Raw genomic sequence first — 21,455 nt, 5'->3', positions numbered from 1 at the left:
GACCACCCGCCGGTACCGGGGTTCGCCCCGGTACCGGCGCTCAGGGAGACACCATGACTTCGACAACACACCGGCTCGATCGCGCGGATCCGGTCACGGTCTCCGCGCCCGCGCCCGCCCGCGCGCGCGGCAGACGTCGAGGAAGCGCGCGCCGTGACGTCCTCGCCGCGGCGGCGTTTCTCATCCCGACCATCGTCCTCATCGTTCTGCTGCGCATCTGGCCGACGGTGCTCGCGGTGGTCAATGCAACGCGCAGCGGTCTGCCGGGCAGTCTCGTCGAGCCGCAGTTCGTCGGGCTGGACCTCTTCGCGAAGATGTTCGCCAGCCCCGCGTTCTGGAACAGCGTCCTGCAGACGCTGGTCTTCAACGTCATCGTCAATCCTCTGCAGATCGTCCTCGCCCTGCTCCTCGCGGTCCTTCTGACCCAGAACCTCCCCGGCCGAGGTCTGTGGCGCACGCTCATCTTCCTGCCAGCGGCGGTGCCGCTCGCGGGAAGCACCATCGTCTGGGGCATCGCACTGCGCCCGGACGGGCCGGTCAATGGCTTCCTGCAGCTGTTCGGGGTGCCCGCGCAGCCGTGGTTCACCAGCCCGGATCAGGTGATGATCTCCATCATCGTGCTGGCCAGTTGGATCGGTATCGGCTACTGGATGATGTTCCTGATCGCCGGCCTCAACGACATCCCGCCGGTGTACTACGAGGCGGCGCGCCTCGACGGTGCCGGCCCCCTGCGGACCTTCTTCTCGGTCACTCTGCCGATGCTCCGGCGTCCGCTGCTGTTCGTCCTCGTCGCCGACACGGTCTCGAACTTCGTGCTGTTCGCACCGGTGCAGATCCTCACCGGAGGGGGTCCGGAAGGCCGGAGCAACTTCCTGATGTACGACATCTTCCACCGCAGCTTCGAACTCAGCGACCCGTACCAGGCTTCCGCGCAGCTCGTCGTCCTCCTCGTCCTGATGATCGTCATCGTGGCGATCCAGTTCCGCCTGCTCGGAAACGGAGCGAACGAAGAATGAACGCCCGCCCCCGCCTCCTGTCGCGCGCCATCCTCACGGCCCTCGCCGTCGTCATCTCGCTCGCCTTCCTCGCGCCGGTGCTCTGGCTGCTCGCGAGCACCTTCCGGTCGGCGACGGAGACGTTCGCCTCGAGCTCACCGCTGAGCTGGCACGTCCTGTGGCCGCAGGACTGGACGCTGGACAACCTCCGTTCCGCGATCGACAGCGGTTTCCTCTCCGCGCTGGGCAACAGCCTGGCCGTCGCCGCGGCAACCGTCGTCGTGGGGCTCGTCGTCAGTTCCGCCGCGGCTTTCGCCCTCGCGGTGATCCCGTTCCGCGGCCGGGGCGCGGTCTTCACGGTGGTCGTCCTCAGCTTCCTGATCCCTTTCGAGGCCATCGCCATCCCGCTCTCGCGCATCATCTCGGACTGGGGGCTCGCGAACACGCTCGTCGCGCTGATCCTCCCGGGCCTGGGCAACGGTCTCGCCGTGTTCACGTTGCGGCAGTTCTTCCTCGGCATCCCGCTCTCCCTGTCCGAGGCCGCTCACCTCGATGGAGCCGGGTGGTTCCGCATCTACTGGTCGATCTACCTCCCGCTCACCAGGCCCGCTCTCATCGGTGCTGGGCTGATCCTCTTCCTGTTCCAGTGGCAGGCCTACCTCTGGCCGATCCTGATCACCTCGACGCAGGCCATGGATCTGGCGCCCGTCGCGATCGCGAAATCGTTCGGTGCGTTCTCGAGCGACTACGGTCGGGTGTTCGCCGAGACGGCGATCCTCGCGGTGATCCCCGCAGCGATCCTGCTCGGCCTGCAGCGCTTCTTCGTCACCTCCGTGTCGAGCACCGGGAGCAAGGAGTGAGCGCCGCTTCCGGCCGAGCCGCACGCGTCGCGGTCGTCGGATCGGTGAACCTCGACGTCGTGGTGACCGCTGACAGGCGTGCGGGCGCGGGCGAGACCGTCGCGGGTCGCGACGTGGTCGAGGCCGTCGGGGGAAAGGGCGCCAACCAAGCCCTCGCGGCGGCGCGGGAGGTCGACACGGCGCTGGTCGCTTCGGTGGGAACGGATGCCGCGGGAACCGCGGCGCGTGCGACGCTCACCCGTGCGGGAGTGTCCCTGGATGCCGTGAGCACGTCGTCGCACCCGACGGGACATGCCTTCATCACCCTCACGCCGGACGGTGAGAACAGCATCATCGTCGTTCCCTTGGCCAACGCGGATCTGACGGGCGATCACGTCTTCGCCGCGCTCGACCTCCTGCGCCCGGCCGTCGTCCTCTGCCAGCTCGAGGTTCCGCCGGAGGCGGTGCATCGGGCGGCTGAGTGGTGCGAGTCCCGAGACGCGCGTTTCCTTCTCAACCCCAGTCCGATGGGTGATTTCGATCGACGGGTGCTCGCGCTCGCGCACCCGCTGATCGTCAACCGACACGAAGCGGAGCTCCTCACCGGCCTTCGCGAGAGGAGCGCACCGGACCTCGCCCGTGCCCTCTCCGTCGGCTCCCGCTCGGTCGTGGTCACGGACGGACCGCGGGGGGCTTTCGTGGCCATCGACGACGCCGTCGATCTCCTCCCGGCCCCGGCCGTCACCGCCGTCGATACGACGGGTGCCGGGGACGCGTTCGCCGGCGTGCTCGCCGGACGACTCGCTCTCGGGGACTCGCTCCACCAGGCCACCGCGCGGGCGGTGGATGCCGCTTCTCGGACCGTTCAGCTGGCGCGATCCGAGCGCTGAACACTGCCGGCCCTCCCTCTGCAAAGGAGCAGACATGAAAGTCATCCGAGCTGTCGCCGTCGGCGCGGCCACCCTCGCCCTGCTGGTGGCAGGCGTCGCGTCACCGGCGAACGCTGATCCGCTCTCGCCCGCGACCGGGGCCCGCCCGTCCAACTCCGGGAACCCCGCCGCCGGGGCCGGCGGAACCGTCTACTACCTCGACGCCACGTCAGGCAATGACGGCAGTGCGGGCACGTCGCCCGCCTCCGCGTGGCGGACTCTCGCCAAGGTCACCTCCCACGTCTTCTCGCCGGGTGACGTCGTGGCGTTCGAACGCGGAGATACGTTCACCGGGTCGGCGACGATCTCCGGTGGGGGGACGAGCACGAATCCCGTGACCGTCACCGCATACGGCACTGGCGCACAGCCCGTCCTGACCAATCCGGGCGGCTGGAACATGCTGCTCGTCGACGCCCCCTATGTCGCCGTGAAGGACATCGCGTTCTCCAACGGCGCCGTATTCGACAACGCTGACGGGGCGGGCATCACGGGCCCCAAGTACGAGCGGAGCGGCGCGGTCGCCGTCACCGGCAACGGCACGGGGGTGCTCGTGCAGGACAGCACCTTCACCGACGTCGGCGTCGGGGTGAAGACCTACGGCGCCGACTCGAAGGTGCTGCACAACACGTTCCAGAATCTTCGGATCGCCTACCGCGGTCCGGACTCGGGTATTCAAACCTCCTACGGCGCGATAGGGGTCTCGGTCAACAACAGCGGAGTGGAGCTGGCGTACAACGACTTCCTGAACTGCCGTTCCACGGACAGCCCCTACGGTGCCGACGGGGGCGCGGTCGAAATCGAGGGCTTCCTGTACACGAAGGACGACGTCACGATCCACCACAACTACTCGCGCGGGTCGCAGGGCTTCCTCGAGGTGACCGAGACGTCCACGGCGAACGTGACCGTCAGCGAGAACGTCAGCGACGACTACCAGCAGTTCATCGCGTGGGACACCACCACCACGCCGAGCGGCTACGTCGTGGAGAACAACACGGTCATCCGGTCCTCCGACAGCGCGACGTTGTTCGACCAGTACTACTACCGCGTCACCGGGCCGTCGCCGAGCGCGGGCTGGGCCACGATCCGGAACAACATCTTCCAGACGTCCGGAAAGTTCAGCTTCTTCAACTTCCCGCACGACCACAACCTGTTCGCGCCGTCCGTGAAGCTCAGCTACGCCCTCGGCGCCGGGGACATCATCGCCGCTCCGGCATACGTGAACGCCTCTGCCCGCGACTACCGGCCGGTGCAGACGAGCCCGGCGGTCGACAACGGAACGGCCGCGTCGTCGACGACGGATCTGGCCGGGAATCCGAGGAATGTCGGTCTCGGCACCGACATCGGGGCCCATGAACTGCAGACGTCGCCATCCGGCCTGGGAACCAACCTCGTCAGCGACGGCGGGTTCGAGACGCAGACGGCGATCTCCGCGACCACGACGCCCTGGTGGAGCGACGGCGGCGGCCTCACCTACGGCGTCGACGTCAACGCCGGTAAGGCACACTCCGGGCTCGACAACGGTTGGATCGCGACGTCGGGGACTGCCTGGGGAGCGCTTCGACAGACGGTGCCCGTCACGCCGAACACCACCTACCGGCTCACCGTGTGGGTGCGCAGCTCGACGGGCGTGAACAACGCGTGGATCGGCGCCAAGACCACGACGGATGCCGTCATCGGAGAGATCCGGCACGGCCGGGCCGCGGACTACACCCGATACGTCGTCAGCTTCACGACCGGGTCACAGACGTCGATCCGACTCCACGCGGGCCTGTACGGCGCGGGCGGCGGGACCTGGGAACAGATCGACGACGTCTGGCTGCAGCAGCTGTAGCCGCGCACGTCCGGTCGGGTCGCTGCCGTGAGTATCTTCGCCGGCGGCCCGACCTCGACGTTCTACGCCCGCCGCACCTCGAGGGCGTCGATGCCCGGCATCCCGAACCAGGAGCGTCCGCCGACGGCATCCACGATCGTCAGGAGGACCGCGTCGCACGATCGGCATCGGGCGACCACACCCATGGGGCTGATGTACGCCGCGGCCACGGCGAGGGCGGCGTCGGTCCCGCACGATCGACAACGGATCAGGGAGTCCGTGGCATCCCACCCCAGGAGGTCGGCCAGCCGGCCGGCCAGCGCGTTGCCGTCGAGAACGTCCATCACGAGCCTCCGAATCGCTCGGTGCGGATGTCGCCGGGCCGGTGCCCGGCTTCCAGGAGCCACTGCGAGACCGCCTCGACGAACGGCGTCGGGCCGCACACGTAGACCCGCGGAGCGCGCTCGGCCGGCACGACCGCGTCGCGCAGCCGCTCGGCCGTGAGTCGGCCGGGGGGAACGGATGCCTCGGGCGGGGCGGTGCGCGTGTACACGAGGTCGACGTCGACGGCGCCCGACGCTGCCAGCGCGGCGATCTCGTCGGCGAAGAACACGTCAGCGGGGGTGCGCACCGAGTACAGAAGACGGAACTCGCTCGTATCCGCGGCGCTGCCGTGCGCCTGCGCCATGGCGTACAACGGGACCACGCCCGAGCCGCCCGCGATCAGCTGCACGGGACGCGGCGACGATTCGGTGGGCGGCGTCCAGATGAAGAACGCCCCGAGGGGACCGTGCACCTCGATCTCGTCGCCGACTCTCAGGTCGTGCACGAGGAACGGCGAGACCTCGCCGTCCGGGACCTCGTCGACCGCGAGCACGACGCGCGTGCCGTCGCCCGACGACGCGATCGAATACGACCGCGAGGCCTGGTAGCCGTCGGGAGCCGTGAGTCGCAGGTCGAGGTGCGCGCCGGCGTCGTTGCCCGGCCAGGTCGGGATGTCGAGCTCGATCCGCTGCGCGCTGGGCGTCTCGGCCCGGATCACGGCGACCGTCGCGGTGTGCCAGGCGGTCGGGCGGTGTGTCACCAGTACCGCTCCTCCTGCCACGGGTCTCCGTGCAGGTGGTAGCCGTTCTGCTCCCAGAAGCCGGGGTCGTCGTCGGGCATCGTGACGAGGCCGCGCACCCACTTCGCGCTCTTCCAGAAGTACAGGTGCGGAACGAGGAGCCGCGCGGGTCCGCCGTGCTCGGGCGTGAGCGGTTCGCCGTCGGCCTCGAACGCGATCCAGCTCTTCCCGTCCAGGAGGTCCTCGAGCGGCACGTTGGTGGTGTAACCGCCGTACGAGTGCGCCATGACGAAGTCGTGCGCCGTCTCGACCTCGTCGAAGATGCGGTCGAGCGAGACGCCGCGCCACGGCATGTCGAGCTTGGTCCAGTGCGTGACGCAGTGGATGTCGACGGTGATGTCCTCCATCCCGAGCGCCTGCAGCTGGGCGGTGTTCCACCGGTGCTCGCCGTTCTCGGTGCGGACGACGAACTCCCAGTCGTCCGCGTCGATCTCGGGAGTGGGTCCGGCCGACAGGACCGGCCAGTCGCCCACCAGGGTCTGGCCCGGAGGAAGGCGTGGATCGCGCTCGGCGCGGCGCCCGGAGAACCCTCGAGTGATGAACGACATGGATGCCTCTTTTCCTCCCGGGAGTGGACGAGTTTCACCCTAGCCAGGTCGCCGGGGACGCGACAGGGACGATTGTCGGATCAATTCGACGACGCGGCGCCGTCGGTACGGGGCCCGCGGGCGTCGGCCGCCGCCGCGAGCACCGTGTCGACGAGGGAGGCGGTGTCCTCGCCCCCGAGCGCGATCGGCCGCAGCAGCTCGCCCGCCGTGGTCAGCAGCACACCCGCCGGACGGTCGGCGGGGATGCCGAGAGCGACGGCGAACTCTCCGGACGGATCCGCGTGCAGCCCCTCGCCCGCCGTGCTCACGGCGGAGTCGTCGCCCACGGCCACGATGAGCCGCACGTCGACCAGGGTCTCGAGCAACTCCCGGTCCCACCGCACTCGGTCGATGATGTTCTCGCACGAGCTGCACCCGCGCCGGACGAACAGCAGCAGCTGCGCCCGACCCCGCAACGCGCGTTGACGGGGGACGACGACCGCGCCGTCCGGCGTGATGAGTGCGGCATCGCGCACGTCGCTCGCGGGAGTCTCGATTGTGGGCCCCGGGGTGCGCAGCGTCGCGCCGATGACGGCGAGGGCGGCGGCGGCGATGGCCACCACGACCGCGGGGCCGGGCGACAGCAGGAGACGGACGGCGAGTGCGGGCGCACGCAGGTCGCCGACGGCGCCGATGAGCCCCAGCACGGCGAGAACGGTGATCGCCGCGTTCCGTGCCGTCATGGCGGGACCCACGCGAGTGGATGCCAGCGGCCCGAAGCACCCGCACTCGTCGGTCGAGGCGTGCGCCTGCGCGCGCACTCCGACGGAGAGGAAGAGGAGCGCCAGCGTGACCGACGCGGTCGCCGCGACGACGGCGACGAGCCCGGCGCCCAGCAGCACCCCTGCCGCCACGACGATCTCGGCCGACGCCACGGTGCCCACGACGGCACGCGGAGGCAGCCCCGTGAGCCGCAGCGCCCGCAAGGTCGACGGGGCCGCGTCGAGATCGAGGAGCTTCCCGATACCGCTGAGGAGCAGGACGGCGGCGACGATCAGGGCGGGAAGGAGGGAGGCGGCGAGCATACCCCCCAGGGTCCCGCGGACCACCCGGACGGGCGGGGGCGCGCACGTCCCGTCGTGCCGGGGTGAAGCCGCCCCGTGCGCCCGTCGACGCCGGGGCCGCTAGGGTCGCTGTGACGACTCCGTCACTGCGCGCGTCTTCCGCGGCAGCCGTCCACACAGGGAGAATCGCTCATGTCTGTCGGTCTGCTCGCTGTCGTCGACGACATCCTCAGCGCCGCCCTCAAGGCCAGCGCCAAGACGGCGGGTGTCGTCATCGACGACGCGGCCGTGACGCCGCAATACGTGCAGGGGATCACCCCGGCGCGCGAGCTGCCGGTCGTCTGGAAGATCGCGCTCGGCAGCATCGTCAACAAGTACGTCATCATCATCCCGATCGCGCTGCTGCTGACGGCCTTCGCGCCGTGGGTGCTGCCGTTCCTGCTCATCATCGGCGGGGGATTCCTGTGCTTCGAGGGCGCCGAAAAGGTGCTCGAGTGGTTCGGTGTCGCGCACGGACACGAGGACGAGGACGGCCCGCGCGACGAGCGCAAGCTGGTCCTCGGTGCCGTGCGCACCGACCTGATCCTCAGCACCGAGATCATGCTGATCGCGTTGTCCAGCCTCGACCCCGATTTCGGCATCTGGATGACGCTCGGCGCGCTGCTCATCATCGGGCTGGCCATGACGGTCGTCGTCTACGGCGCCGTCGCGCTCCTCGTGAAGATCGACGACATCGGACTGCGCTTCATGAAGAGCCCGGCGCGTGGCGTCCGGCGCTTCGGAGCACGGGTGGTGGCATCCATGCCCGCCGTGTTCCGAGTGATCAGCGTCGTCGGCACGGTCGCCATGCTGTGGGTCGGCGGCCACCTGGTGGTGCAGAACCTCGGCGAGACGCTGTGGGCGGGTCCGTCCGATCTGCTCCACGCCGTCGAACACGCGATCGAGGCGACCGGCCCCGTGGTCGTGTGGATCGTCGACACCGCGATCTCGGCGGTCTTCGGTCTCGTCCTGGGCCTGATCATCGTCGGCGTCGTGACCGGTCTCGGCCGGGTGTTCCGCCGTGGTGAGAAGGCGGACGCCGCGCACTGACGCGGGCCGGTCTTCTCAGTCCAGGCGAGAGTGCTCGCCGAGGCGGTGCCACGTGCGGTTGTGGTAGACCAGCGCGGCGCCCGGCTCGCCGGGCTCCAGGTCGCGCTCGACGTTGACCTGGAGGGCCTGGGCGGCGATGACCGTCGAGCCGCCGGCATCCATGCGGCTGACGACGGCGCAGCGCAGCCACGCCCGCACGCCGTGGTAGATCGGCTCGCCCGTGGGCAGGCGCGACCAGGCTGACGTGTCGGCGAAGCGGTCGAGGCCGCTCGTGGCGCCGGCGCGGGCGAGGCCGATGTCTTCCGCGTCGAGCAGGTGCACCACGATCGTGGACGCGGCCACGATCGTGGGGGTCGCCGACGACAGGCTCGACACCGAGAAGATCAGCAGCGGCGGATCGGCCGAAACCGACGACACCGACGAGGCGGTGAGCGCGACGGGACCGTGCTCGCCGTACGCGGTGATCACGGCGATGCCGCCGGGGTGGCCGCGGAACGCACGCTTGAAGTCGTCCGCCGTGACGGACGTACCGATGGTCGGCGTGCTCTCGGATCGCTCCTGCGGGAGGGAAGTCATACCTCGACGGTAACGCCCGGCAGGGGGTACGGCGCCGGTACGCGAAACGCGGCGACACATCATCGGAGTGACGGCCGCGTCTTTGTGAGGCTTCACATCCGCCCTTCCGTGACGTTCTCGTTGCAATTCCGTCTTGACACCACGGCCAGTGTGAGCGCTAACATTCAGGAGTCAGCCCGCCCGAGGGGGCTGCATCACATGAAACCGGCGACGCAGCCGGCGAAACGAGGAGGTTTCAACATGAAGGCGAAGAAGACCCTCGCCGGACTCGCGCTCGTGGGCGCGATCGCTCTCACCGCGTCCGGCTGTGCCGGCGGCGGTACCACGGCCGGCGGCGGTGGAGACGACGTGATCACCGTCGGCTTCGCGCAGACCGGGTCGGAGAGCGGCTGGCGCAGTGCCAACACCGAGTCGATGAAGACGGCGTTCTCGTCGGAGAACGGGTTCAACCTGATCTTCAACGCGGCCGACAACAAGCCCGAGGCGCAGATCGCCGCGGTCCGCAGCTTCATCAACCAGGGCGTGGATGCCATCGTCCTCGCCCCGATCGTGACCGACGGCTGGGACGACGTCCTCAAGGAAGCCAAGGATGCCAACATCCCGGTGATCCTCGAAGACCGCACGGTGTCGGCCTCCGAAGACCTGTACGCCAGCTGGGTCGGCCTCGACTTCAAGAAGGAAGGCGAGACCGCCGGTAAGTGGGTGGCGGACAACTTCGGCACGACCCCGACCAACCTCGTCGTGCTGGAGGGCACCACGGGATCGTCGGCCGCGACCGACCGCGCCACCGGCTTCAACGACGCGATCAAGGGCACCGACATCAAGGTGCTCGACTCGCAGACAGGCAACTTCACGCGCGCCGAGGGCAAGACGGTCATGGAGGGCTTCCTCCAGAAGTACGGCTCGCAGATCAACCTGCTGTTCGCCCACAACGATGACATGGGCCTGGGCGCGCTCGACGCGATCAAGGCCGCGGGTCTCACGCCCGGCACGGACATCAAGATCGTGACGATCGACGCGGTCAAGGACGGCATGACGGCCCTGGCCGACGGCGAGTTCAACTACATCGTCGAGTGCAACCCGCTGCTCGGTGAGAAGGTCGCCGAGGTCGTGAAGAAGGTCGTCGCCGGCGAGTCGGTCGACAAGCAGTACATCGTCGAGGACCAGGCGTTCGACCAGGAGCAGGCCAAGGCCGCTCTGCCCGACCGCAAGTACTGATCCACCCGCGGACGCCGCCCGCGTCCGTACCCCACGGGTGTGCGGGGCCGACCTGGCCCCGCACACCCTCCGCTCACCCTCTGAGAAAGCGATCGAGCATGACATCCGAACGTGCTGCCGTCGTCGCGATGCGCGGCATCAGCATCTCCTTCCCCGGAGTGAAAGCGCTCGACGGCGTGGACTTCACCCTCTACCCCGGTGAGGTCCACTCGCTCATGGGCGAGAACGGCGCCGGCAAGTCCACTCTCATCAAGGCGCTCACCGGTGTCTACGGGATCGACTCGGGCACCATCCGCGTTCAGGGCGAGGAGCGGCTCTTCCGCTCCACCGCCGACGCCCAATCCGCCGGCATCGCCACCGTCTACCAAGAGGTCAATCTCTGCCAGAACCTCTCCGTCGGCGAGAACGTGATGCTCGGCAACGAGATCCGTCGCGCGGGGATCGTCGACTGGCGCGCGACCCACGCCGCCGCAGCGACGGCGCTCGCCGAGCTCGGGGTGCACATCGACACCCGCTCGGTCCTCGCCAGCCACTCCATCGCCGTGCAGCAGCTGGTCGCGATCAGCCGCGCGATGGTCGTCGACACGACGGTGCTCGTCCTCGACGAACCGACCTCGAGCCTGGACCGCGGCGAGGTCGAGCAGCTCTTCGCCGTCATCCGGAGTCTCCGCGACCGCGGCGTCGCCATCCTGTTCGTCTCGCACTTCCTCGACCAGATCTACGAGATCTCCGACCGCCTGACCGTGCTGCGCAACGGCACCCTCGTGGGGGAATACCCGATCGCCGAGCTCGGGCGCGAACAGCTCGTGGCGAAGATGATCGGCCGCGAGCTCGGAGAACTGGATGCCATCTCGGCCAGCGCCGAGCGCCCGATCGATCGCGCGGGTACGCCGGTGCTGAAGGCCGTTTCGCTCGCGCGCAAGAACGCCCTGGAGCCGGTCGACCTCGATGTCTTCCCCGGGGAGATCGTCGGCCTCGCCGGACTCCTGGGCTCGGGACGGACCGAGCTGGCCCGCCTCATCGCCGGTGCCGACCGCGCCGACCAGGGCCAGGTCGAGGTCGGCGGAGTCCCGTCGCGCCTCGGTTCACCGCGCCACGCCCTCGATCGCGGTATCGCCTTCTCCTCGGAGGACCGTCGCGCCGAAGGCATCGTCGGCGACCTCACCGTGGCCGAGAACATCATCCTCGGTGTGCAAGCGCGCCGCGGCGCGCTCCGCAAGCTCGGCTCGGCCGAGGTGCAGGCCATCGTGGACGAGTACATCACCGCACTCGGTGTGCGTCCCGCGAACCCGAACGCGCTCATCCGCAACCTCTCCGGCGGCAACCAGCAGAAGGTCCTGCTCGCCCGGTGGCTCGCCACCGCGCCGGAACTGCTCATTCTCGACGAGCCCACGCGAGGGATCGACGTCGGCGCGAAGGCCGACATCCAGCGCAAGGTCGCCGAGCTCGCGGAAAAGGGTCTGGCGGTGGTGTTCATCTCCTCCGAACTGGAAGAGGTCCTCCGTATCGCTCAGCGCGTAGCCGTGCTGCGCGACCGTCGTAAGATCGGCGAGCTGGCCACCCGGGACGTCGACCTCGACGGCCTCGTGACCTACATCGCCGAGGGGCAGCCCGAGACAACGTCGTCCGATCGGGAGAAGATCGCATGAAGAAGTTCCTTTCGCACCGCCTCGTGTGGCCGATCGCCGCGCTCGTGGCGCTCATCGCCGTCAACACGATCTCGCGGCCGTCGTTCCTCAGCATCACGGTGCAGAACGGCCAGCTCTATGGGTCGCTGATCGACATCCTGCGCAACAGTGCGCCGCTCATGCTCGTCGCGCTCGGCATGACGCTCGTCATCGCCACGCGCGGCATCGACCTCTCGGTCGGCGCGATCATGGCGGTCTCGGGTGCCGTCGCGCTGACGATCATCGAGGCCTCACCCGATCCCGGAGACCTCGGTGTCGTCATGATCGCGATCGCGGCGGCCGTGGGCAGTGCGCTGCTGCTGGGCGTCTGGAACGGCTTTCTGGTCTCGGTGCTCGGCATCCAGCCCATCATCGCCACGCTCGTGCTCATGCTCGCCGGCCGCGGTGTCGCCCTGCTCATCACCAAGGGCTTCATCACGACCATCAACAGCGACCCGTACCAGTTCATGGCGCAGGGATACGTCCTGGGATTGCCGTTCGCCTTCTACGTTTCGATCGCCGCGGTGATCGTCGTCGGCATCGTCGAGCGGCGAACGGCGCTGGGCATGCTCACCGAAGCCGTCGGCATCAACCCCGAGGCGAGCCGGCTTGCCGGCGTGCGTTCGCGCGGCATCATCTGGGGTGCCTACATCGCCAGCGGCACGCTCGCGGGCATGGCCGGCATCCTCTACAGCTCGAACATCATGGCCGCCGACGCCAACGCCGCCGGCCTCTACATCGAATTGGATGCCATCCTCGCGGTGGTCCTCGGCGGCACGTCGCTGGCCGGGGGAAAGTTCAGCCTCGCCGGCACGGTCGTCGGAGTGTTCACGATCCAGACGCTCAAGAGCACGATCACCTTCCTGGGCGTGCCGCCGGCGGTCAGCCCCGTCTTCATGGCCGCGGCCGTGCTGATCGTCGTGCTGCTGCAGTCGCGCCGGTTCCGCGCGTTCTTCCAGACCGCGGGCCGTTCGGCCCTGCGTCCCCTCTCCCGACGTCCCGACGCAAAGGTGCTGTCCTGATGGTCACTCTCACCGCCGAGCGCGGCCCCGCCGCGACCACGTATCGCCGATTCCTCAGCCGCCACGTCTCGTGGATCCCGGTTTTCGCCGCGATCGCGATCCTCGTGATCATGATCGCGGGGTCGATGGCCTACTTCCCGAACTTCCAGCTTCCCCGGATCCTCTCCTCGATCCTGCTCGACAACGCGTATCTCTTGGTGCTTGCGGTGGGCATGACGTTCGTCATCCTCACCGGCGGCATCGACCTCTCTGTCGGCGCGGTCATGGCCTTCACCGGCATCCTGTGCGCGAGCCTCCTCTCGCAGGGCGTGCCGGTGGCGGTCGCGGTGCCGGCGATGATCCTCATCGGCGCGGCGATCGGACTGCTCATCGGGGTGCTGGTGCAGTTCTTCGACGTCCAGCCCTTCATCGCCTCGCTGATCGGCATGTTCCTCGCCCGGGGTCTGGCGTTCGTGGTGAGCCTGCAGTCGATCAAGGTGGACAACGAGGGGCTCCTCTGGCTGCAGTCCACCCGCTTCTCCTTCGCCGGGTGGTACATCACCCCGACAGGCATCATCGCGCTGCTGACCGTCGCGCTCGCCGCCTTCGTGCTCCGCTTCACCCGATTCGGACGCACCGTGTACGCGGTCGGCGGCAACGAGCAGTCGGCGCGTCTCATGGGTCTGCCCGTCGTGCGAGCCAAGCTCTCGGTCTACGTCATCAGTGGCGTGTGCGCGGGTCTCGCGGGCATCGTCCTGACGGCCTACTCCGGCGCGGGCTATCCGCTGAACGGTGTCGGGACGGAGCTGGACACGATCGCCGCGGTGGTCATCGGCGGGACGCTGCTCACCGGCGGCAGCGGGTTCGTGCTGGGCTCGATGATCGGCGTCTTCGTCTACGGCCTGATCCGCACGATCATCTCGTTCTCGGGCGCCGAGCAGTCCTGGACGCGGATCACCGTCGGTGCCCTGCTGCTCGTGTTCGTCGTGGTGCAGCGGATCATCGTCTCGCGGTCCGCGCTTTCCAAATGACGCGCCCGCAGAGGATGCGCGCGCGGCGACCGTCGCGCGGGCATGATTGACCCCATGTCGACCGTCGCCCCACCCCTCCTCGAGGTGCGTGGGGCGACGGTGCGTTTCGGTGTCGAATCGGCCCTCGCCGACGTCGATTTCCGGCTGCGTCCCGGCGAGGTGCACTCGCTCATGGGGGAGAACGGCGCCGGCAAATCGACCCTGATCAAGGCGATCACCGGGGCCCTGCGCCTGGACCAGGGGGAGATCCTCCTCGAGGGTCGGCCGATGCAGTTCGCGACCCCCGCGGACGCCCAGGCGGTGGGGATCTCGACCGTCTATCAAGAGATCGACCTCCTTCCCAACCTGACGGTCGCCGAGAACATCTCGCTCGGACGAGAACCGCGCCGCTTCGGGATGATCGATCACCGCGCGATGCGCGACCGCGCGACCGAGGCCCTGGCCTCGCTCGGCGTCGACGTCGACCCGTCGTCGGTGCTGTCCACGCACCCGCTCGCGATCCAGCAACTCGTCGCCATCGCCCGCGCGGTCTCGGTCGACGTGAAGGTGCTCGTCCTGGACGAACCGACCTCGAGCCTGGATGCCGACGAGGTCGCCGAGCTCTTCCGCGTCATCCGCGATCTCAAGACGCAGGGCATCGCGATCGTCTTCGTCTCGCACTTCCTCGACCAGGTCTACGAGATCTGCGACCGCGTGACCGTCCTGCGGGGCGGGCGACTCGTGGGGGAGTACGGCACGCGCGAGCTGCTGCGCATCGACCTCGTGGAGAAGATGCTCGGCGCCGCGGCCGACGCCCTCGCCCCGCTCGGGACGCGTTCGCCCGGGCCTGCGGAGGGCCCGTCGATCGTGAGCGCGCGGGGGCTGGCATCCGGAGCTCGTCTGCGCGACGCCGACGTCGACATCGCGGAGGGCGAGGTCATCGGGGTCGCAGGTCTGCTGGGATCGGGCCGCAGCGAACTGGCGCGCGCGCTGACCGGTGTCGACCACCCGGACAGCGGCGAGGTGCGCATCGACGGTGAACCCGTGCGGCTCGGATCGCCGCGCGAGGCGATCCGTCGGCGCGTGGCCTACTCGTCGGAGAACCGGCGCACCGAGGGGATCATCGGCGATCTCAGCGTCCTCGACAACATCACCCTGGCCCTCCAGGCGCAGCGGGGAATCTTCCACCGTCTGAGCACGGCGCGGCGTCGCGAGCTGGCGACGAGCTGGGTGGAGGCGCTGCACATCCGCCCCGCCGACATCGACCGCCCCGTCGCCACCCTCTCGGGCGGCAACCAGCAGAAGGTGCTGCTGGCCCGGCTCCTCGCGCTCTCGCCCCGCGTCATCGTGCTGGACGAACCGACGCGCGGCATCGACGTCGGCGCGAAGGCCGAGATCCAGCGCCTCGTGGGGGAACTGTCCGACAACGGTCTGGCCATCGTCTACATCTCCGCCGAACTCGACGAGGTGCTCCGCGTGGCGCACCTGGTCGCGGTCATGCGCGACGGCGTGCTCGCGCAGATCGTCCCGGCCGCCGAGCTCACCTCCGACGCCCTGCTCGCCCTCGTGGCCAAGCCCGCCGCGGGGGAGGAGGAGGTCTCCGATGGCTGACGACAAGGCCTCGCGCACCGCCAACATCTTCGACGTGGCCCGGCTCGCCGGCGTCTCGCACCAGACGGTGTCGCGTGTCCTGAACAACATGCCCAACGTCCGCCCCGCCACCCGGGCGCGCGTCGAGCAGGCCATCGCACAACTGCGGTACAGCCCGTCACCCGCAGCCCGGGCCCTCGTGACGCGCCGCACGCGCACGATCGGCCTCGTCACGCCGGGCACCGTCGACTACGGGCCTTCGTCGATCGCGACCAACTTCAACTTCGCGGCGCGCGCCGCCCGGTACAACGTCGACGCGATCAGCTCCCCGCAGAACGACGTCGCGGCCGTCCGCGCGGCGATCGACGGGCTGCTCAAACAGCGCGTGGATGCCATCGTGCTCATCGTCGTCGACGTCGAGGTGCTCGCCGCGGTGCAGGCGATCGAGATCGACGTGCCCATCGTCGCCGCGGCGACGACCAGCAGGCCGCATCCGCGGCTGGTGGCGATCGACCAGTACCGCGGCGCCCGTGCCGCCGTGCGCCACCTCCTCGAATCCGGGTACAGCACCGTCCGTCACATCGCCGGTCCCGCGCGCAACCCCGATGCGGTGGAGCGCCTGCGCGGCTGGCGCGAGGAGATCGCCTCCGCCCGCGCGCAGTCGACCCCGCCCGTCCACGGCGACTGGTCGGCCGCGAGCGGATACCGCATCGCGACGGAGACCGATCTCGCCCCCGGTGAAGGCATCTTCGTCGCGAACGACCACATGGCCATCGGCGTGCTGTCGGCGCTCCGCGAGCGCGGGTTGCGGGTGCCGGAGGACATCGGCGTGGTCGGTTTCGACGACGTTCCCGAGGCGCCGTTCCTCTTCCCCTCCCTCACGACCGTCCGTCAGGACTTCGCCGCCCTCGGAGAGATCCTCATGCAGAAGGTTCTGCTCATGGTCGAAGAGCCCGACACCGTGAGCGAGAGCACCCCCCTCCCGACGCGGCTCGTCGTGCGCGACTCGGCCCCGCAGCGCTCCTGACGACCGGGCGTTCCGCGACGTCCGTGCCCCGTGATCATGACCGGTGCCGAGGGCGGGGGTCGGGGTCTCCGGCGTAGCCGCTGACTCCAGCGGATTCGCACGTCAGACTGGTGTCGATCGTGGTGTGAGCGCTAACATTTGGGGTGTCGTCGTCGTCGACGGCCTATGCAATGTCGCATTCACGAGAGGACCCGCACCCCCGTGCCTACACTCCATCGAACGGCGCTCCCCCGCCGCTTCCCGTCCTGGACGCTCGCCGTCCCGGTCGCCGCCGCGCTGGTCGCGGCGCCGATTGCTGTCCCTTTTGCCGCAGATGCGGCAACGAGTACGAGCGGATTGATCGTTTCGTACCCGCTCGACGAGACCTCGGGCACCGTTGCCCACGACGACTCCGGCAACGGCCGCGACGCCGCCTACGCCGGCAGCCCCTCGCTCACCGGCGCCAACGGCGTCCGCCTCGATGGTGCCGATGACTATGTGAGCGTTCCCAACGACATCCTTCAAGGACTCACCTCGGTGACCGTGAGCACCGACGTGCTGGTGCGCCCGGAACAGTCGGGCAACTACTTCATCTGGGGATTGGGCAACACCACGGACTGGTACGGCAACGGCTACCTCTTCGCCACGGGCAACCCGGCGCGCACCGGCATCGCCAGCGGCAACTGGACCACCGAGCAGGAGACGCGCGGGTCGGCGAACCTCGATCGCGGGGTCTGGAAGACCCTCACCTACACCCTCGACGCGGACAAGAAGATCTCGCGTCTGTACCTCGACGGCGTCCAGGTCGCCGAGAACACCAACACGACGATCACCCCCGGGGCGATCGGCGGCGGGAAGACCACGGCCAATTACCTCGGCCGCTCGAACTACACCCCCGACAAGCGCCTCGCCGGAAGCCTCCGCGACTTCCGCCTGTACGACCGCGCCCTGTCCGCCGACGAGGTGGCGACGCTCGTCGCCACGGACGAGCAGCGTGTCGCCCGCGACAAGGCGGCTCTCGACCTCGGTGACCTCAGCGCCGTGACCACGAACATCTCCCTGCCGACCGCGGGAGTGAACGGCTCCGCCATCGCGTGGGCGTCCTCGGACTCCGCAGTCGTGTCGGACACGGGCGCCGTCACGCGTCCCGCGGCCGGACAGCCGGATGCCGAGGTCACGTTGACGGCCACCCTGACGCGCGGATCCGCCACGACGACGGCCGCCGTCACCGCGACGGTCCTCGCCATCCCCGACGACGCCGGCGCGGCGCAGAAGGCGCTCGACGGGATCACGGTGGTCAATGCCGCTGACGCCCGTGGCAACCTGACGCTGCCGACGACCTCGGACGGTCTGGCCGTCACGTGGGCGAGCTCGAACCCCGCCGTGGTGTCCACGACGGGCGTCGTCTCGCGCCAGGAGGCGGACACGACCGTCACCCTCACGGCATCCGTGACGAGGGGCTCGGTCACGAAGACGCGCGACATCGCCGTGAACGTGCGCAAGGCCGTGCACCTCGGGGCCTTCGAGGGCTACACGTTCGCCTACTTCACGGGCAACACCATCGAGGGCGAGAACATCTACTTCGCCGCGAGCAACGGCAACAACGCGCTGTCGTGGACCGAGCTGAACGGCGGGAAGCCCGTCCTCACCTCGAGCTACGGGGAGAAGGGTCTGCGCGACCCGTTCATCATCCGCTCTCCCGAGGGCGACACGTTCTACCTCATCGCGACCGACCTCTCGATCGGCGGCGGCACCTCTTGGGGTGATTCGCAGACGGTGGGGTCGAAGTACATCGAGGTCTGGGAGTCCCACGACCTCGTGAACTGGAGCGATCAGCGTCACGTGCGGGTCTCGCCCGACACCGCGGGCAACACCTGGGCACCGGAGGCGTACTACGACGAGGGCCTCGGGGAGTACGTGGTGTTCTGGGCGTCGAAGATCTACCCCGAGGACGACCCCGGCCACACCGCGAACGTGCCGAACAGCATGATGTACGCCACGACGCGCGACTTCGTCACCTTCAGCCAGCCCCAGGTCTGGCAGGGCGGGATCTCCCGCATCGACTCGACCGTCATCAAGGCGAACGGCGTCTACCAGCGCTTCACGAAGGACGAGGGCGCCGGGACCACCGGGTGCAGCGACATCATCCAGGAGAGTTCGCCGGTCTTGACCGCCCCGCTCAAGGACTGGACGCAGGTCACGTCGTGCATCGGCAAGAACGCCGGCACGGGTGCGGTCGAAGGCCCGAGCATCTTTAAGTCCAACCCGGGTGACGTCAACGGCGACAAGTACTACCTGTTCGTCGACGAGTACGGCGGGCGCGGGTACATCCCGCTGGCCACCACCGACATCGCCGACCCGAACTGGCAGGTCCCCGCGAGCTACACGCTGCCGAGCAGCCCTCGCCACGGAACCGTCATGCCCGTGACCGCCGAGGAGCTCGCGGCGCTCCGCAAGAACATCCCGACCGAGCCGACCGTGACCCCGGTCACGGCCAACGCGAAGGGCGAGGTGCTGCGGTACGACTTCACCGACGGGTCGCGCGCGACGCTGCACGACCGCTCCGGTGCGGGCCGCGACGCGCGGATCCAGGGCGGGGCGACGTTCTCCGACGACGCGCTGACCTTCGACGGCAGCAACGACTACGTCGACCTGCCGGACGACATGCTGGCCGGGGTCACCGACTTCACGGTCGACACCGAACTGCGCATCGATCCGGCGCAGAAGAACCCGTACTTCCTGTACGCCTTCGGCAACACGGGTGGTGACGGCAAGGGCAACGGCTACCTCTTCTCGACCGGTGACGGCCAGTACCGCGGCGCGCTCACCACGGGCAACTGGACCGGCGAGCAGAACGCCGCCACCGGCAGCGCGCTGCCGCGCGACCGCTGGGTGCACCTGACCTACACGCTGAGCGGCAACACCGCCCGGGTGTACCTCGACGGCCAGAAGGTCGCCGAGAACACCAACGTGACGGTCCGTCCCGGGGACATCGGCGGGGGCAAGACCCTGGCGAACTACCTCGGCAAGTCGGTGTACAACGACGACAACCTCTTCCGTGGTCAGATGCGCGAGTTCGCGCTCTACAACCGCGCGTTGAGCCCCGACGAGGTCGCCGCCCAGAATCCCGGCATCCTCACGAACGTGAGCCTGCAGGATGCCGCCGCGCTCAAGGTCGCTCCGATCGTCGACGCCGAGAACCGGACGGTGGTCTTCCCCGTCGTGCCGGGGACCGATCTGACGACCCCGCGTCCGACGTTCGCGACGGCGCCCGGGACGACGGCCACCCCCGCGTCGGGAACGGTGCGCAACCTCAGCACGCCGGTCACGGTCACGCTGAAGACGGAGGGCCAGTCCGACGTGATCTGGACGCTCAAGGCCGTCGAGATGAAGAGCCCGGTGCTCCCGGGCCTGTACGCCGACCCGAACATCGCGGTGTTCGGCGACACGTACTACATCTACGCCACGACCGACGGCGTACCCGGATGGGGAGGCAACACGTTCTACGTCTGGACGTCGAAGAACCTCGTCGACTGGACGCGTTCGGACACGCCCTTCCTGACCCTGAACGGCGCCGACGGCAACGTCCCGTGGGCCACCGGCAACGCGTGGGCTCCGACGATCATCGAGAAGGGCGGAAAGTACTACTTCTACTTCAGCGGCCACAACCCGAAGGACGACCGCAAGGAGATCGGCGTCGCCGTTGCCGACAGCCCCGAGGGGCCGTTCACCGCGGAGGCGCAGCCGATGATCACCAACGCGGAGAGCGTCCACAGCGGGCAGGCAATCGACCCGGCGGCGTTCCACGACCCGAAGACGGGGAAGTACTACCTGTTCTGGGGCAACGGCAACCCGGTCTACGGCGAGCTCTCCGATGACATGAAGAGCATCAAGGCGGGCACGATCAGGCCGATCTCGGGTCTGAACGACTTCCGCGAGGGCTCGTTCGTCAACTACCGCGACGGTCTGTACCACCTGACGTACTCGATCGACGACACCGGTTCGGCCGACTACCGCGTCGGCTACGCCACATCGACGAGCATCGACGGTCCGTGGACGTACCGCGGTGTGATCCTGTCGAAGGATGCCTCGCAGGGCATCCTCGGCACGGGGCACAGCTCGATCATCAACGTGCCGGGCACGGACGAGTGGTACATCGCGTACCACCGATTCGCGATCCCGGGCGGTGGCGGAACCAACCGCGAGACGACGATCGACCGCCTCGAGGTGGGGGAGGACGGGCTGTTCCAGACCGTGAAGCCGACGCTCTCGAGCGTCGCTCCGCGAGAGGTCCCGGACACCACTGAACCGACGCCGACGCCGACCCCCACGTCGACGCCGACGGTGTCGCCCACGCCGACCGCGACGCCCACGCCGACCGTGACGCCCACGCCGACCGTGACGCCCACGCCGACCGTGACGCCGGAGCCGACCGCGACGCCGGAGCCGACGGGCGAGCCCACGGCCACCCCGACGCCGACGGCCTCGCCCACGACGAGCCCGGATGCCGCCCCGTCGGTATCGGTGTCGGCCACCACGGTCGAGCGCGGGGGCATCGTGCGCGTGACGGTCACGGGCCTCGGCGCCGGTGAGCAGGTGACGGCGGAGCTTCGCAGCGACCCGATCCGCATCGCCGGCATCCCCGCCGCCGACGCGAACGGCCGCGTCACGTTCGAGGTGCAGATCCCGGGCAACCTCGCCGCGGGTGCGCACTCGATCGTCGTCTACGGTGCCGACGGCTCGGTGATCCGCACGGTGCCGATCACGGTGGTCGCGGCCGGGCAGCTCGCCGCGACCGGTTTGCAGGCGCCGCTCGGCGGGGCCCTGCTGGCAGGGTTCCTCCTCGTCGCGGGAGGGGTGGTGTGGACGATGCGTCGTCCGCGCCGCACGGAGGCCTGATCGGAGGTCTGTCCGACCGGAAAGGACCCCGGATGCCTGGCATCCGGGGTCCTCTCCGTGCTCCCGGCGTCCGTGGCGCCGTACCGCTCCGGGACGTTCGGAACGGCGCTTC

The 21,455-nt window shown here is 69.2% G+C and carries 17 protein-coding genes; 12 read left to right on the top strand and 5 right to left on the bottom strand.

Features of this window, described 5'->3' with window-relative positions:
- The first annotated feature begins 53 nt into the window (after positions 1–53).
- Genes ABC271_RS14705 through ABC271_RS14690 form a run of 4 tightly spaced genes read left to right on the top strand, consistent with a single transcriptional unit; the run spans position 54 to position 4,594 of the window.
- Complete coding sequence (locus tag ABC271_RS14705) at positions 54–1,016, top strand: carbohydrate ABC transporter permease (protein WP_412925579.1); 963 nt, start codon at positions 54–56, stop codon at positions 1,014–1,016.
- Positions 1,013–1,855 (top strand): carbohydrate ABC transporter permease, encoded by an 843-nt coding sequence (locus ABC271_RS14700; protein ID WP_412925578.1) that lies wholly within the window; start codon positions 1,013–1,015, stop codon positions 1,853–1,855. The genes ABC271_RS14705 and ABC271_RS14700 overlap by 4 nt, the downstream gene beginning before the upstream one ends.
- Positions 1,852–2,724, top strand: a complete 873-nt coding sequence (locus tag ABC271_RS14695) for a ribokinase (protein ID WP_412925577.1) — start codon at positions 1,852–1,854, stop codon at positions 2,722–2,724. Before ABC271_RS14700 ends, ABC271_RS14695 begins: the two co-directional genes overlap by 4 nt.
- A 34-nt stretch (positions 2,725–2,758) precedes the next feature.
- A complete protein-coding gene (locus ABC271_RS14690) occupies positions 2,759–4,594 on the top strand; it encodes a choice-of-anchor Q domain-containing protein (RefSeq protein WP_412925576.1) in 1,836 nt (611 codons plus the stop codon).
- Between the two features lie 62 nt (positions 4,595–4,656).
- Here the strand turns inward: ABC271_RS14690 and ABC271_RS14685 are convergent, their stop codons facing one another.
- The 4 genes from ABC271_RS14685 to ABC271_RS14670 form a co-directional block, all read right to left on the bottom strand.
- A complete protein-coding gene (locus tag ABC271_RS14685) occupies positions 4,657–4,917 on the bottom strand; it encodes a DUF6510 family protein (RefSeq protein WP_412925575.1) in 261 nt (86 codons plus the stop codon).
- On the bottom strand, positions 4,917–5,657 hold the full coding sequence (locus ABC271_RS14680; RefSeq protein ID WP_412925574.1) for an FAD-binding oxidoreductase: 741 nt from the start codon (positions 5,655–5,657) through the stop codon (positions 4,917–4,919). The genes ABC271_RS14685 and ABC271_RS14680 overlap by 1 nt, the downstream gene beginning before the upstream one ends.
- Positions 5,654–6,244, bottom strand: coding sequence for a molybdopterin-dependent oxidoreductase (locus ABC271_RS14675; protein WP_412925573.1), 591 nt, complete (start codon positions 6,242–6,244; stop codon positions 5,654–5,656). Before ABC271_RS14675 ends, ABC271_RS14680 begins: the two co-directional genes overlap by 4 nt.
- Positions 6,245–6,324: 80 nt before the next feature.
- Positions 6,325–7,308 (bottom strand): MauE/DoxX family redox-associated membrane protein, encoded by a 984-nt coding sequence (locus ABC271_RS14670; RefSeq protein ID WP_412925572.1) that lies wholly within the window; start codon positions 7,306–7,308, stop codon positions 6,325–6,327.
- A 171-nt stretch (positions 7,309–7,479) separates the two neighbouring features.
- On the opposite strand from ABC271_RS14670, the gene ABC271_RS14665 reads away from it, so the two are divergent.
- Positions 7,480–8,376: a DUF808 domain-containing protein gene (locus tag ABC271_RS14665; RefSeq protein ID WP_412925571.1), complete on the top strand. Its 897-nt coding sequence runs from the start codon at positions 7,480–7,482 to the stop codon at positions 8,374–8,376.
- 15 nt (positions 8,377–8,391) lie between these two features.
- Here the strand turns inward: ABC271_RS14665 and ABC271_RS14660 are convergent, their stop codons facing one another.
- Positions 8,392–8,952 carry a flavin reductase family protein gene (locus ABC271_RS14660; protein ID WP_412925570.1) on the bottom strand — a complete coding sequence of 187 codons (561 nt, stop codon included), beginning with the start codon at positions 8,950–8,952 and terminating at the stop codon, positions 8,392–8,394.
- 240 nt (positions 8,953–9,192) lie between these two features.
- Between ABC271_RS14660 and ABC271_RS14655 the strand changes: the two genes are divergently transcribed.
- The 7 genes from ABC271_RS14655 to ABC271_RS14625 all read left to right on the top strand — a co-directional run bounded on the left by ABC271_RS14655 (position 9,193) and on the right by ABC271_RS14625 (position 21,343).
- A complete protein-coding gene (locus ABC271_RS14655) occupies positions 9,193–10,170 on the top strand; it encodes an ABC transporter substrate-binding protein (protein WP_412925569.1) in 978 nt (325 codons plus the stop codon).
- Between the two features lie 98 nt (positions 10,171–10,268).
- Complete coding sequence (locus ABC271_RS14650) at positions 10,269–11,819, top strand: sugar ABC transporter ATP-binding protein (RefSeq protein WP_412925568.1); 1,551 nt, start codon at positions 10,269–10,271, stop codon at positions 11,817–11,819.
- Entirely contained in the window at positions 11,816–12,859 is a 1,044-nt protein-coding gene (locus ABC271_RS14645; protein ID WP_412925567.1) for an ABC transporter permease, read from the top strand. The genes ABC271_RS14650 and ABC271_RS14645 overlap by 4 nt, the downstream gene beginning before the upstream one ends.
- Complete coding sequence (locus ABC271_RS14640) at positions 12,859–13,869, top strand: ABC transporter permease subunit (RefSeq protein ID WP_412925566.1); 1,011 nt, start codon at positions 12,859–12,861, stop codon at positions 13,867–13,869. Before ABC271_RS14645 ends, ABC271_RS14640 begins: the two co-directional genes overlap by 1 nt.
- Before the next feature lie 54 nt (positions 13,870–13,923).
- The gene (locus ABC271_RS14635) at positions 13,924–15,459 is read left to right on the top strand and encodes a sugar ABC transporter ATP-binding protein (RefSeq protein WP_412925565.1); all 1,536 of its coding nucleotides are present in this window, start codon (positions 13,924–13,926) and stop codon (positions 15,457–15,459) included.
- Positions 15,452–16,465: a LacI family DNA-binding transcriptional regulator gene (locus ABC271_RS14630; RefSeq protein WP_412925564.1), complete on the top strand. Its 1,014-nt coding sequence runs from the start codon at positions 15,452–15,454 to the stop codon at positions 16,463–16,465. Before ABC271_RS14635 ends, ABC271_RS14630 begins: the two co-directional genes overlap by 8 nt.
- A 336-nt stretch (positions 16,466–16,801) precedes the next feature.
- On the top strand, positions 16,802–21,343 hold the full coding sequence (locus tag ABC271_RS14625) for a family 43 glycosylhydrolase (RefSeq protein ID WP_412925563.1): 4,542 nt from the start codon (positions 16,802–16,804) through the stop codon (positions 21,341–21,343).
- Positions 21,344–21,455 lie beyond the last annotated feature (112 nt).

It is taken from the genome of Microbacterium canaveralium (genome assembly GCF_047238045.1).
GTDB lineage: Bacteria > Actinomycetota > Actinomycetes > Actinomycetales > Microbacteriaceae > Microbacterium.
This window is presented reverse-complemented; position numbering and strand designations above follow the sequence as displayed.

Bases quoted from the DNA above. Each gene is read 5' to 3' on its own strand.
- ABC271_RS14690 (WP_412925576.1), top strand. From the start codon at position 2,759: ATGAAAGTCATCCGAGCTGTCGCCGTCGGCGCGGCCACCCTCGCCCTG.
- ABC271_RS14670 (WP_412925572.1), bottom strand. From the start codon at position 7,308: ATGCTCGCCGCCTCCCTCCTTCCCGCCCTGATCGTCGCCGCCGTCCTG.
- ABC271_RS14705 (WP_412925579.1), top strand. From the start codon at position 54: ATGACTTCGACAACACACCGGCTCGATCGCGCGGATCCGGTCACGGTC.
- ABC271_RS14650 (WP_412925568.1), top strand. From the start codon at position 10,269: ATGACATCCGAACGTGCTGCCGTCGTCGCGATGCGCGGCATCAGCATC.
- ABC271_RS14660 (WP_412925570.1), bottom strand. From the start codon at position 8,952: ATGACTTCCCTCCCGCAGGAGCGATCCGAGAGCACGCCGACCATCGGT.
- ABC271_RS14655 (WP_412925569.1), top strand. From the start codon at position 9,193: ATGAAGGCGAAGAAGACCCTCGCCGGACTCGCGCTCGTGGGCGCGATC.
- ABC271_RS14685 (WP_412925575.1), bottom strand. From the start codon at position 4,917: ATGGACGTTCTCGACGGCAACGCGCTGGCCGGCCGGCTGGCCGACCTC.
- ABC271_RS14640 (WP_412925566.1), top strand. From the start codon at position 12,859: ATGGTCACTCTCACCGCCGAGCGCGGCCCCGCCGCGACCACGTATCGC.
- ABC271_RS14700 (WP_412925578.1), top strand. From the start codon at position 1,013: ATGAACGCCCGCCCCCGCCTCCTGTCGCGCGCCATCCTCACGGCCCTC.
- ABC271_RS14630 (WP_412925564.1), top strand. From the start codon at position 15,452: ATGGCTGACGACAAGGCCTCGCGCACCGCCAACATCTTCGACGTGGCC.
- ABC271_RS14675 (WP_412925573.1), bottom strand. From the start codon at position 6,244: ATGTCGTTCATCACTCGAGGGTTCTCCGGGCGCCGCGCCGAGCGCGAT.
- ABC271_RS14665 (WP_412925571.1), top strand. From the start codon at position 7,480: ATGTCTGTCGGTCTGCTCGCTGTCGTCGACGACATCCTCAGCGCCGCC.
- ABC271_RS14645 (WP_412925567.1), top strand. From the start codon at position 11,816: ATGAAGAAGTTCCTTTCGCACCGCCTCGTGTGGCCGATCGCCGCGCTC.
- ABC271_RS14635 (WP_412925565.1), top strand. From the start codon at position 13,924: ATGTCGACCGTCGCCCCACCCCTCCTCGAGGTGCGTGGGGCGACGGTG.